The sequence below is a fragment of the Neoroseomonas rubea genome (assembly GCF_016106015.1).
GTDB classification, from domain to species: domain Bacteria; phylum Pseudomonadota; class Alphaproteobacteria; order Acetobacterales; family Acetobacteraceae; genus Neoroseomonas; species Neoroseomonas rubea.
In genome coordinates, this window is record NZ_JACADQ010000109.1 from 1 (window position 1) to 11578 (window position 11578).

Annotated in this window: 12 protein-coding genes; 8 read left to right on the plus strand and 4 right to left on the minus strand. The window is 71.6% G+C overall.

Annotation, left to right across the window (positions count from 1 at the left end):
- Positions 1-102 precede the first annotated feature (102 nt).
- Complete coding sequence (locus HW577_RS12370) at positions 103-282, plus strand: hypothetical protein (RefSeq protein WP_198376440.1); 180 nt, start codon at positions 103-105, stop codon at positions 280-282.
- Between the two features lie 49 nt (positions 283-331).
- Positions 332-1084 (plus strand): metallophosphoesterase family protein, encoded by a 753-nt coding sequence (locus HW577_RS12375; RefSeq protein WP_198376441.1) that lies wholly within the window; start codon positions 332-334, stop codon positions 1082-1084.
- Positions 1085-1193: 109 nt separating this feature from the next.
- On the opposite strand, the gene HW577_RS12380 is transcribed toward HW577_RS12375, so the two are convergent.
- The 3 genes from HW577_RS12380 to HW577_RS12390 form a co-directional block, all read right to left on the minus strand.
- Positions 1194-2183, minus strand: coding sequence for a ketopantoate reductase family protein (locus tag HW577_RS12380; RefSeq protein ID WP_198376442.1), 990 nt, complete (start codon positions 2181-2183; stop codon positions 1194-1196).
- A complete protein-coding gene (locus tag HW577_RS12385; RefSeq protein WP_198376443.1) occupies positions 2180-2968 on the minus strand; it encodes a creatininase family protein in 789 nt (262 codons plus the stop codon). Before HW577_RS12385 ends, HW577_RS12380 begins: the two co-directional genes overlap by 4 nt.
- Before the next feature lie 147 nt (positions 2969-3115).
- A complete protein-coding gene (locus HW577_RS12390; RefSeq protein WP_198376444.1) occupies positions 3116-4291 on the minus strand; it encodes a M20 metallopeptidase family protein in 1176 nt (391 codons plus the stop codon).
- Positions 4292-4462: 171 nt separating this feature from the next.
- Here HW577_RS12390 and HW577_RS12395 point away from each other — a divergent pair, with 171 nt between their 5' ends.
- The 3 genes from HW577_RS12395 to HW577_RS12405 are packed head-to-tail and all read left to right on the plus strand — an operon-like array spanning position 4463 to position 7559.
- Entirely contained in the window at positions 4463-5398 is a 936-nt protein-coding gene (locus HW577_RS12395; RefSeq protein WP_198376445.1) for a Bug family tripartite tricarboxylate transporter substrate binding protein, read from the plus strand.
- A 40-nt stretch (positions 5399-5438) separates the two neighbouring features.
- A complete protein-coding gene (locus tag HW577_RS12400) occupies positions 5439-6035 on the plus strand; it encodes a hypothetical protein (RefSeq protein WP_198376446.1) in 597 nt (198 codons plus the stop codon).
- 18 nt (positions 6036-6053) lie between these two features.
- A complete protein-coding gene (locus HW577_RS12405; protein WP_198376447.1) occupies positions 6054-7559 on the plus strand; it encodes a tripartite tricarboxylate transporter permease in 1506 nt (501 codons plus the stop codon).
- Positions 7560-7622: 63 nt separating this feature from the next.
- Here the strand turns inward: HW577_RS12405 and HW577_RS12410 are convergent, their stop codons facing one another.
- The gene (locus tag HW577_RS12410) at positions 7623-8057 is read right to left on the minus strand and encodes a PaaI family thioesterase (RefSeq protein WP_198376448.1); all 435 of its coding nucleotides are present in this window, start codon (positions 8055-8057) and stop codon (positions 7623-7625) included.
- A 126-nt stretch (positions 8058-8183) separates the two neighbouring features.
- Here HW577_RS12410 and HW577_RS12415 point away from each other — a divergent pair, with 126 nt between their 5' ends.
- The 3 genes from HW577_RS12415 to HW577_RS12425 all read left to right on the plus strand — a co-directional run bounded on the left by HW577_RS12415 (position 8184) and on the right by HW577_RS12425 (position 11441).
- Positions 8184-9605 carry a mannose-1-phosphate guanylyltransferase/mannose-6-phosphate isomerase gene (locus tag HW577_RS12415; protein WP_198376449.1) on the plus strand — a complete coding sequence of 474 codons (1422 nt, stop codon included), beginning with the start codon at positions 8184-8186 and terminating at the stop codon, positions 9603-9605.
- 489 nt (positions 9606-10094) lie between these two features.
- A complete protein-coding gene (locus HW577_RS12420; RefSeq protein WP_198376450.1) occupies positions 10095-10358 on the plus strand; it encodes a hypothetical protein in 264 nt (87 codons plus the stop codon).
- Positions 10359-10460: 102 nt separating this feature from the next.
- On the plus strand, positions 10461-11441 hold the full coding sequence (locus HW577_RS12425; protein ID WP_198376451.1) for a TRAP transporter substrate-binding protein: 981 nt from the start codon (positions 10461-10463) through the stop codon (positions 11439-11441).
- Positions 11442-11578: the final 137 nt, after the last annotated feature.

Consider the following 11578-nt stretch of genomic DNA (forward strand, 5'->3'; position numbering starts at 1 on the left):
GATTAGACATGTGCTCTTCGGATCAACCAGGCGGGCATCGCGGAGGCGCTGCGCGCGGCGCTGGCCGCCCGGCGCGTCGCGCCCGACGCGGCACTCTCCGCCATGATCGCGGACGGCTTCGGCGCCGACGCGGCCGGCGAGGACCGCTTCGACAGCGTCATCGGCCTGGCCGGGCTGATCGGCGTGCTGGACGGCGCGCGGCCGGACTTCGTGCCGGAGGACGCCGCCATCCGGACCTGGGAAGGCTGGGTTCTGGGGCAGGCCGCCCTGCCGCGGGGGTGACGCGCGGGCCGGAAGCGGGAAGGATGCGCCGGCACGCAAGGGACACGGCATGCGCATCGCGGTCATCACGGACATCCACGGCAACGTCGCCGCACTCGAAGCCGCCCTCGGCGACATCGCGCGACGCGGGGCGGACGCCACCATCTGCCTGGGTGACATCGCCTCCGGCGCCGGCTGGCCGCGCGCGACCGTCGAGCTGCTCCAGTCGACCGGCATCCCCTGCATCCGCGGCAACCACGACCGCTGGATCAGCGAGCATGCGGGCGAGAAGCTCGGCATGCAGGACCGCATCGCCTACGAGGATCTGTCCGCCGACCAGCGCGACTGGCTGATGGAACTGCCCCCGACGCTCGAGCCCGCGCCGGGGTTCCTCGCCGTGCACGGCACGCCCGAATCCGACGTGCAGAACCTGATCGAGGAAGTCGTCGCGGAACGGCTGCGCCCCGCCCCCATGGCGGTGCTGCGCGAAAGGCTCGGCGCGCGCGGGATGTCGGCGCGCGTGGTGGTCTGCGGGCACTCGCACCGGACGGGGATGGTGCAGGTGCCAGACGGGCCGCTGGTGGTGAACCCGGGCAGCCTCGGCCTGCCGGGCTTCCGCATCTCCCGCGAGCCGATGCACCGGCAGGAAGCGGGCACGCCGCATGCGCGCTACGCGATGGTGACGCTGGGCACGGAGGTTGCCGTCGAGATGATCGCGATCGGCTACGACTGGGACCGCGCGGCGCGGCGGGCGGATGAGGTGGGTGCGAACCCGGCCTGGGCGCATGTGATCCGGACGGGGTTGCTGCCGGAGAGCGCGTGACGCGGCGGAGGGAGAAGGGAACTTCTCCCCCCGCACCCCCCTCAACCTTCTTTGCAACCTTGGCAGTCAGTTCCCAACGGACAGAGAAGGGAGGGGGTCCGGGGAAGGTTCACCCTCCCCCGCCATACAACCCCGCCGCGGCCGCGGCCCGCGTCGCCAGCCGCGCGCACAATTCGAAGGTCGGCATCGCCACCCCCGCCTCCCGCGCCATCTCGAGCGGCACGGTGAACAGCGCGTCGATCTCCATCGCACGGCCCAGCTCGAGGTCCTGCAGGATGGACGGCTTGTGCGCGATCATCCCCGACCGCCGGATGCGCTGCTCGGCCGAGGTCGCGAGGTCATGCCCATAGGCGAGCGCGAGCGCCGCCCCTTCCTCGGCGATCCGCACGCCGGCGGCGAAGATCGCCGGGTCCGAGAAGGTCGTCATCATGTCGCTGCGGGAGAGGATGCAGAGCGGCCCGCTGGTGAGGTTGCCCATCAGCTTGCCCCAGACGCGGTGGCGTATGTCTGCGACAACCGGCGTGGGCATGCCGCCCGCGTCCATGGGTGCCGCGATCATGCGCGCGCGGTCGCTAAGGCTGCCGTCGGGCTCGCCCAGGAACAGCCGCAGGTCTGCGTGTTCCGAGGAGACGGTGCCAGGCTCGACGATCGCGCTCGCCGAATAGATGACGCCGCCGAGCGTGCGCTCGATGCCGATGTTGCGCTCGATCACGCCGCCAGGGTCGAGCAAGGGCAGCCGCCGCCCTTCCATCGCCCCGCCATGGCGCAGGAAGTACCACCAGGGAATGCCGTTGGTGACGAAGGCGACGGGCGTGTGCGGGCCCAGCAGCGGCGCGATCGCCTCCGCCGCCGCGGGCAGCGCGGGCACCTTCGTCGTGATCAGCACCGCGTCCACCGGGCCCACCGCGCGCGCATCCGCTTCCGCCTGCACGCGCACGGTCTTCACGCCATCATGCGCGCGCAGCGTGATGCCCTTGGCGCGCACCGCATCGAGATGCGCGCCACGCGCGACGATGGCGACATCCGCCCCGCCCAGGGCAAGGCGCGTGGCGAGGTGGCTGCCGATCGCCCCGGCGCCGAAGACGCAGATGCGGGTCACGGCGCGTGGTCCCGCAGTTGCACGCACATGGCCGCACCGGCGGCGATCAGGCGCTCGGCGAGCGCCGCGCCATGCACCGCATTGGCACCCCGCGGGTCGGGCGCCGCGACGCCGCCGGGGGCGACTTCCTCCACCCACATCGGCACGGCGAAGTCGACGCCGTGGCTGCGGACGGCGCCGAAGCCCGTCGGCGGCGTGCCCAGATAGGGGCCGGTCGCGCCACGCACGCGCGCCGCTTCGGGCCGGCAGAGGTCCGGGCGCAGATGCATCGTCACCGAGGCGACCGGGTCGCCGCCATGGCCGAAGCTCTCCGGCCCGCCGCCGAGTTCCGCATGCAGCCGCCCCGCCTCCCGCCACAGATGCAGGGAGGGGATGATGGCGCCATGGCGGTGCCGGATGGCGCGCGCCGCGGCCTCGGCCGGGGCGATGGTGCCGGCATGGCCGTTGACGATGAGGATGCGGCGGCAGCCGATGCGCAGGAAGGCTTCCGCCGTCTCCTCGATCACCGCCGTCAGCGTCGGGATGGACAGCGTGACGCCGCCCGCGACGCCGGCGAAGAAGTCCTCACCGCCGAAGGGGATGGGCGGGGCGACGAGCGCATCCGCACCCGCCACCAGCGCACCGGCGGCGATGCGCAGCGCGATCTCCTCCGCCACCAGGTAGTCGCCCATGGGCAGGGCCGGGCCGTGGGTTTCCAGGCTGCCCATGGGCAGGATGGCGACGGCGCCCGCGGCCAGCCGCGATGCGACCTCGGGGGCGGTGAGTTCGGCGATGCGGTGGGTCATTGGCGAGGGTCCCTTACGTGAAGTGGGGGGGAGGAGAACCTCCCCCGGGCCCCCTCCCTTCTTTGTCCGTTGGGAACTGAACCCCAAGGTCGCAAAGAAGGTTGAGGGGGGTCGGGGGGAGAAGTTCCCTTCTCCCCCCGCGCTTCGTCAGCGCAGCAGTTCCAGCGCGGCGCGCGACAGCGCCTGCACCCCCAGTTCGATGCAGCGTTCGTCCGGCTGGTAGAAGGCATTGTGCAGCCGGTCGTCGCGCCCCGGCGCGCCCGACCCGATGCGCAGCTGGAAGGCCGGCGCGCGGGCGGCGAATTCGGAGAAATCCTCGGCGCCCATGGACGGCTCCCCTGCCTCCGGCGTCACGCCCAGCTGCGCCGCGACGGCCGCGATGGCGGGGTCGAGCACGCGGTCATCGTTGACCAGCGGCGGCACCTTGCGGACATAGGTCATCTCGCAGCGCACGCGCATCGTCGTCTGCAGCCCGTCGGCGAGGCGCTTCAGCGCGGCTTCCGCGGTATCGCGTGCATCGGCATGCAGCGTGCGGACGGTGCCCTTCAGCTGCACCCGCTCGGGGATGATGTTGTAGGTCGTCCCGCCCTGCACCATGCCGACGGTCACGACGGCCGGGTGCAGCGGCCTGATCTCCCGGCTCACCACCGTCTGCGCCTGGGCGATGAAATGCGCGGCGGCGACGATGGGGTCGACCGCGGCATAGGGGTGCGCGGCGTGGCCGGACTTGCCCTGCACCACCAGGTCGAAGCGGTCCGACGCCGCGAGGCAGGCGCCGCGCACATAGCCGAAGCTGCCGACCGGCATGTCCGGATGGTTGTGGAAGCCGAGGGCCATGTCCACGCCATCCGCCGCGCCGTCGGCGATCATGGCCGCCGCCCCTTCCAGCACTTCCTCCGCCGGCTGGAACACCAGGCGCACGGTGCCGGCCATCTGCGGCGCCATCTTCAGCAGCACCTCGGCCACGCCGAGCAGCGTCGCGGTGTGGATGTCGTGGCCGCAGGCATGCATCTGCCCGTCGACGGACGACGCGAAGTCGATCCCTGTCTCTTCATGGATCGGCAGCGCGTCCATGTCGGCGCGGATGGCGAGCGTGGGTCCCGGGCGCCCGCCCTTGATTTCCCCGAGCACGCCGGTGCGGCCGATGCCGGTGCGGTGCGGTATGCCCAGCCGCGCGAGTTCGGCCGCGACGATGCCCGCGGTGCGTGTCTCCTGGAAGGCGAGTTCGGGGACGCGGTGGATGTCGCGGCGAAGGGCGACGAGGCGCGGCGCGGCGGCCTCGGAGGCCGCGCGGATCGCACCGGCTGGATCGTTCGGAAGCATGCGTTTTGTCCCGACGCGGAGGAAGGCGCGCGGAGCATCGGGTGCATGGGGGCCGCTGGCAAGGCGCGGCGCTTGCGGCGCCACTGGACGCGTGCCATAGGGCGAGGGGGTTACTTTTGGGGAGGCATAATGTCCTGGGCAGTTGGCCGTCGGGCCCTCTTGGCCTGTTCCGTGCCCGCTTTCGGCGGCGCGACGCGTGCGTCCGCGCAGGCTTGGCCGTCCCAGCCGATCCGTCTGATCGTTCCCTTCGCGCCCGGCGGCACGACCGACATCGTCGCGCGGCTGGTGGCGGCGGGGCTGCAGGAACGCCTCGGCGTGTCGGTGGTGGTCGAGAACCGCGCCGGCGCGGGGGCGACGGTCGGCAGCGAGATGGCCGCGCGCGCGGCACCCGACGGCACGACGCTCGTGATGTCGAACATCGCGAGCCACGGCATCAGCCCGTCCGTCTATCGCGGGCGCATCCGCTACGACGCGGTCACCGACTTCACCCACATCGCGCTCGTCATCACCAACCCGACGGTCTGGGTCGCCAACCGTGATTCGGGCATCCGCACGCTGGCCGACGCCGCGGCGCGGGCGCGCAGCGCGAGCGGGCTCGATGTCGCGACCTCCGGCGCCGGTTCCTCGAACCACCTGATGGTGGTGCGGATGGGCCAGCTGGTCGGCAAGGAACTGAACCACATCCCCTTCCGCGGCGCGGGCCCGGCCATGCAGGCGGTGATCGCCGGCCAGGTCCCGATGATGTCGGACAGCCTGCCCTCGGCGAGCTCGCATATCCGCCAGGGTTCCGTGGTGCCGGTGGCGATGGCCTCGGCCGAGCGGCATCCCTCCTTCCCCGACGTTCCGACCTTCCGCGAACAGGGCTTCGACCTGGCGAGCGATTCCTGGTTCGGCCTGTCCGGTCCCGCCGGCATCCCGGCACCGATCGTCGAGCGGCTGCACCGCGAGACGATGGCGTTCATCTCGACCCCCGCGGTCCGCGCGCGCTTCGCCGAACTCGGCGGCACGCCGGGCACCATGACGCCCGCAGCCTACACCGAATTCATCCGCAGCGAAGTGGCCACCTGGGCGCCACTGGTGCAGGCTTCCGGCGCCACGGCGGATTGACGATGGCGATCTTCACGACTTCTGGGGTGGACGGACAGGCATGAAGCTGAACACGAAAGACCTGATCTCCGCCGCGATCCTGATCGGGTGCGCGGTGATCGGCCTGTGGCTCAACACGGACCATACGATGGGCACCGCGCGAAGGATGGGTCCCGGCTACATGCCGTTCCTCGGCTTCGCGATCCTGCTCGCGCTCGGCGTCATCGTCCTCATCATCGGCCTGTTCAACGGGCCGGACCCGATCGCGAGGTGGACGGGGCCGGAGATCGGCTTCCTGCTCGCCGGCGCCGCGGCGGGAACCGCCGCGGGTCTCGTCGCCTCCAAGGTCGGCGGCTGGCCGTCGGCAGGGTGGAACTCGCTCGGCCTCGGGATGTTCGTCGGCTGCATGGTGGTCGCCGTGGTGAAATCGTGGCGACCGCTCTTTCTCATCAGCGCCGCCTTCGCGCTGTTCGGCCTGCTGCTGGAACCGGCCGGCCTGATGGCGACGATCGCGATCTGCGTCATCCTGTCCGCCTTCGCTGACGAGACGCACACGCCCAAGGGCGTCGCCGGCCTCGTGCTGTTCCTCTGCGTGCTCTGCTACGCAGTGTTCATCTACGAGCTCGACATCCGCGTGCCGGTCTGGCCGCAGTTCTGAACAAGGGGACCGGCTGACATGGATCTTCTCGCAAATCTCGGGCACGGCTTCGGCGTCGCGCTCACCCTCAACAACCTTCTCTTCTGCCTCATCGGCTGCGTCATCGGCACGGCGATCGGCGTGCTGCCGGGCATCGGGCCGGTGGCGACCATCTCGCTGCTGCTGCCGATCACCTTCGGCCAGCCGGCGACGACGGCGATCATCATGCTCGCCGGCATCTACTACGGCGCGCAGTACGGCGGCTCGACCACGGCCATCCTGCTGAACCTGCCGGGCGAGGTCAGTTCGGTCGTCACCACGCTCGAAGGCTACAAGATGGCCCGGCGCGGGCGCGCGGGCGCGGCGCTGTCGATCGCGGCGCTCGGGTCGTTCTTCGCGGGGTCGGTCGCGACCATCCTCGTCGCCGCCTCGGGCCCGCTGCTGACGCAGGTGGCGCTGTCCTTCGGCCCGGCGGACTACTTCTCGCTGATGTTCCTCGGCCTGATCATCTCCGCCGTGCTCGCGCAGGGCTCGGTGGTGAAGTCGATCGGCATGGTGGTGTTCGGCGTCTCGCTCGGCATGGTCGGCACGGACGTGCAGACCGGCCAGCAGCGCTTCACCTTCGGCATCCCGGAACTGTCCGACGGCGTCGGCTTCGTCTCGATCGCCATGGGCATGTTCGGCATCGCCGAGATCATCCTCAACCTTGAGCGGCCGGAAGCGCGGTCGGTCATGTCGGGCAAGGTCGGCTCGCTGATGATGACGCGGGAGGAGTTCCGTCGATCGATCCCCGCCGTGCTGCGCGGCACGACCGTGGGCTCCCTGCTCGGCATCCTGCCGGGCGGCGGCGCGGCACTCGCCTCCTTCGGCTCCTACATGATGGAGCGGAAGGTCTCGAAGGGCCGGCATGAATTCGGCACCGGCGCCATCGAGGGCGTGGCGGGTCCGGAGGCGGCGAACAACGCGGCGTCGCAGACCTCCTTCATCCCGCTGCTCACGCTCGGCATCCCGGCCAACGCCGTGATGGCGCTGATGGTGGGCGCGCTGATCATCCAGGGCATCCAGCCGGGCCCGCGCATGGTCGAGGCCCAGCCTGACCTCTTCTGGGGCCTGATCGCCTCCATGTGGGTCGGCAACCTGATGCTGCTGGTCATCAACCTGCCGATGATCGGCGTGTGGGTGAAGCTGCTCGCGGTGCCCTACCGCCACATGTACCCGTCCATCATGATCTTCTGCGCGATCGGCGTTTACTCGCTGCAGAACAACGTGTTCGACGTGTACCAGACGGTGGTCTTCGGCATCTTCGGCTACCTCTGCTCCAAGCTGCGGCTGGAAGCGGCGCCGATGCTGATCGGCTTCGTGCTCGGCCCGATGATGGAGGAGCATCTGCGCCGCGCCATGCTGCTCTCGCGCGGCGACCCGATGGTGTTCCTCGAGCGGCCGATCAGCGCGACCATGCTCGCGATCGCCTTTATCGCCCTGGTCGCGATGCTCCTGCCCAATGTCCGCAAGGGCAAGGACTCGGCGCTGGCCGAAGGCGGCTGACCGCCACCGGCCCCGGCCGGATGCGATGGAAGGCGGGTCCCGCGGGGCCCGCCTTCCTGCGTTTCAGGCGGGGGCTTTCGGCAGGTTGAACACGCCGCTCGCGCGCAGCACGGGCACGCCGTCTGCCTCGAAGCGCCCCTCGACGAACATCAGCCGCGAGGTCCGGCGCAGCAGCGCCGGGCGGCATTCCAGCCAGGCGCCGAGCGGCGCGGGGGCGAGGTAGTCCGTCACCAGGCTGATGGTGATGAAGTGCCCCGCCGTGCCCGCCTGCTCCGCGCCCCCGATGCCCAGCGCGATGTCGGCGAAGGTGGCGAGCATCCCGCCATGGGCGACGCGCTGGTTGTTGCAGTGGCGCGTCTCGATCCGGATGCCGAAGCGCGCGCCGCCCTCCTCGGCCCGGCGCCACAACGGCCCGATCGGCTCCAGGAAGGGCCCGCCCGCCCGTCGCGGCAGGAAGCCCTCGGGCACCTCCGGGCCGCCCGCATCGTCCAACGCCATGCCTGTCCCCCAACCCGTTGCGCGAGGTCTTGATCCTAGGTCGGCCGCGCGGGGACGCCAGCCGCCTTCCCTTCGCCGCCTTTGCGTTGCATGAACGCGCCGCATCAACCCAAGACGCACGGCCCCATGAGCGAGACCGCACCGCAGATCCTGCCCGTCATCCTGTCCGGCGGCACCGGCACCCGGCTCTGGCCCCTGTCGCGGGAGGGCTATCCGAAGCAGTTCTGGCCGCTCGCCAGCGACCGGCCGATGCTGGCCGAGACCGCCGCGCGGGCCGAAGGGCCGGGCTTCCTGCCGCCCATGGTCGTGTGCAACGAGGCGCATCGCTTCCTCGTCGCCGAGCAGGTCCGCGGCCGCGGCGCGCGCATCGTGCTGGAACCGGCCGGGCGGAACAGCGCCCCGGCGATCGCGGCGGCCGCCCTGCTGGCCGAGGAAGCCGGGCCTTCGACCATCCTGTGGATCATGGCGGCCGATTCGGCGATCTCCGACCTGCCGGCGCTGCACCGCGCGCTTGCCGCCGCCACGCCCGCCGCGGCCGCCGGGCGCATCGTGACCTTCGGCATGCGCCCGACCGCGCCCGAGACCGGCTACGGCTACATCGAGGCCGGCGCGGAGCTGCCCGGCCTGCCCGGCGTGCAGGCGATCGCCCGCTTCGTCGAGAAGCCGGACGCGGCGCGCGCGGCGGAGTTCGTGGCCGGCGGCCGGCATCTTTGGAACTCGGGCATGTTCGTCGCCACCGCCGCGACGCTGCTGGCGGAGCTGGAACGGCACGAGCCGACGCTGCTCGCCACCGTGCGCCGCGCCGTGGATGGCGCGAAGCGCGACATGGACTTCGTGCGGCTGGACGCCGAGGCCTTCGCGGCCGCGGCGTCCATCAGCATCGACTACGCGGTGATGGAGCGCACGCAGCATGCCGCCGTCGTGCCGGCCTCCATCGGCTGGTCCGACATCGGATCCTGGGCCGCGATGTGGGAGATCAGCGGCAAGGACGGCGCCGGCAACGCGACCACCGGGCCGGTCGAGCTCGTCGATGCGCGGAACTGCCTGGTGCGCAGCGAGGGCATCCTGACGGGCGTGGTGGGGCTCGAGGACGCGGTCGTCGTCGTCACCGACGACGCCGTGCTGGCGATGCACCGCGACCGCGCGCAGGACGTGAAGAAGCTGGTCGACGCGCTGAAGGCCAAGGGGCGGAAGGAGGCGACCGAGCATCGCCGCGCCTATCGCCCCTGGGGCCACTACGAAGGGCTGATCCTGGGCGAGCGCTTCCAGGTGAAGAAGATCCAGGTGCGGCCCGGCGCGAAGCTCTCGCTGCAGAAGCATTTCCACCGGGCGGAACACTGGGTCGTCGTCTCCGGCACCGCCATTGTCCGCCGCGACGCGGAGGAGATCCTTCTGCGGGAGAATGAGAGCGTCTATCTGCCGCTCGGCTGCGTCCACCGGATGGAGAATCCGGGGATGATCCCGCTGGTGCTGATCGAGGTGCAGTCGGGATCCTATCTCGGCGAGGACGACATCGTGCGCTTCGAGGACACCTACGGGCGCGCCTAGCGCACCCGGAGGTTTGCTCTTCGACGAGTCTTGGTTTGGCCCTCAGGCGGCGGGCGGCGGCCGTACGGCCGCCTTGCCTTCGCGCCGTGTACGGGCGCACCCGGCGCGACTGACGGTCTGGGCGCGGTCGCGCTTCGCGCTCGCGGATCGCAGCAGGGCCGCGATCCGTTTCCCTGTCCCTCAGACGGCGACCGTCCGGCCGCCTTGCCTTCGCGCCGTGTACGGGCGCACCCGGCGCGACTGACGGTCTGGGCGCGGTCGCGCTTCGCGCTCGCGGATCGCAGCAGGGCCGCGATCCGTTTCCCTCTCCCCCAGACGGCGGCCGTCCGGCCGCCTTGCCTTCGCGCCGTGTACGGGCGCACCCCGCGCGACTGACGGCCTGGGCGCGGTCGCGCGCTCCCAGTGACGCCAATCCTTGATCCCGCGCAAGGCGCCCGCGCGCAAGCGGCGGAGAATGGCGGCCACAGACCCACGGCAGAAAGGCCCGCCATGAACCATCGCCACCGCAAGGTGCTCCACGCGCTGTTCGCCCACCCGGTCAGCGCCAACATCGACCCCAAGGCCGTGCACGCGGTGTTCGAGGAACTCGGCGCCGAGGTCAGCCACAACGGCTCCGGCCGCGTCGCCGTGAAGCTGAACGGCCAGTCGCACGCCTTCCACGATTCGCATCACAGCCTGTCGAAGGACGAGGTCGTCGCGATCCGCCACTTCCTGACGGAAGCGGGCGTGGACCCGGCCGCCTACCCGGCCTGATCCGCGGCGCGCGGGCGGCTTTGCCGCCCGCCGCGTCCAGGGAGTATCCTCCGCCCCAAGGCCGCGATCGCACCGCGGCCGCATAGGAGGATGACGCTACCCATGACCCTTCCACGCCGCGCCCTGCTCGGCGCCGCCGGCGCCGCCGCCCTCGCCCCCGCCGCCCGCGCCCAGACGCGCTGGCAGATGGCGACGCCCTACGCCGACGGCAATTTCCACACCCGCAACATCCGCGGCTTCGTCCAGGAGATCGAGCAGGCCTCGGGCGGGCGCCTCGCCATCCAGGTCCATTCGAACGGCGCGCTGCTGCGCATGCCCGAGATCAAGCGCGGCGTGCAGACCGGCCAGGTGCAGCTGGGCGAGATCCTGCTGACCGCCTACGCCAACGAGGATCCGCTCTTCGACGCGGACGCGCTGCCGCAGCTCGTCACCAACTTCCAGCAGGCCAAGCGCCTGTCGGACCTGCAGAAGCCCTTCATCGAGACGCGCTTCGCCCGGCAGGGGCTGAGCCTGCTCTACATGGTCCCCTGGCCGCCCGCGGGCCTTTATGCCCAGCAGCCGGTCACCAGCCTCGAGCAGCTGCGCGGCCAGCGCTTCCGCACCTTCTCCCCCATGACGAACCGCTTCGCGCAGCTGATCGGCGCGCAGCCGACGCTGGTGCAGGCGGCCGAACTGGCGCAGGCCTTCGCCACGGGCGTGGTGCAGGCGCAGATCACCTCCGCCGCCACGGGCGTCGACACCCAGGCCTGGGACTACGCCCGCGTCTTCACGCCGCTCGGCTTCTCGATGACGAAGAACGCCGTCTTCGTCTCCCGCCGCGCGCTCGAAGCGCTGCCGGCCGACCTCCAGCAGGCGGTCCGCGCGGCCGCCGCGCGCGCGGAGACGCGCGGCTACGAACTCGCCGAACAGGCGACGCGGGAGACGGAGGCGACGCTCGCCCAGCGCGGCATGCAGGTGGGCCCGCCCGCCCAGCAGCTGCTCGACGATCTCGCCCGCGTCGGCCGCACCATGGCCGATGAATGGGTGCAGCGCGCCGGCGAGGACGGGCGCCGGCTGCTCGAACAGTACCGCGCCGCGGGCTGACCGCGGGCGTCCGCGCGGCTGCGCGCCGCGCGGGCAGATCCGGCCCGGCCGGCCCAGGATGGATGCATCCGAAGGGCCGGCCGGGACCACCCTCGCGCCCCGCCCCCTTGCGCCATGCGCCCGCCGGTGCCGAAAAT

Coding starts and splice junctions, on each gene's coding strand:
- HW577_RS12370 (WP_198376440.1), top strand. CDS start 103: ATGATCGCGGACGGCTTCGGCGCCGACGCGGCCGGCGAGGACCGCTTC.
- HW577_RS12375 (WP_198376441.1), top strand. CDS start 332: ATGCGCATCGCGGTCATCACGGACATCCACGGCAACGTCGCCGCACTC.
- HW577_RS12385 (WP_198376443.1), bottom strand. CDS start 2,968: ATGACCCACCGCATCGCCGAACTCACCGCCCCCGAGGTCGCATCGCGG.
- HW577_RS12390 (WP_198376444.1), bottom strand. CDS start 4,291: ATGCTTCCGAACGATCCAGCCGGTGCGATCCGCGCGGCCTCCGAGGCC.
- HW577_RS12400 (WP_198376446.1), top strand. CDS start 5,439: ATGAAGCTGAACACGAAAGACCTGATCTCCGCCGCGATCCTGATCGGG.
- HW577_RS12405 (WP_198376447.1), top strand. CDS start 6,054: ATGGATCTTCTCGCAAATCTCGGGCACGGCTTCGGCGTCGCGCTCACC.
- HW577_RS12410 (WP_198376448.1), bottom strand. CDS start 8,057: ATGGCGTTGGACGATGCGGGCGGCCCGGAGGTGCCCGAGGGCTTCCTG.
- HW577_RS12415 (WP_198376449.1), top strand. CDS start 8,184: ATGAGCGAGACCGCACCGCAGATCCTGCCCGTCATCCTGTCCGGCGGC.
- HW577_RS12420 (WP_198376450.1), top strand. CDS start 10,095: ATGAACCATCGCCACCGCAAGGTGCTCCACGCGCTGTTCGCCCACCCG.
- HW577_RS12425 (WP_198376451.1), top strand. CDS start 10,461: ATGACCCTTCCACGCCGCGCCCTGCTCGGCGCCGCCGGCGCCGCCGCC.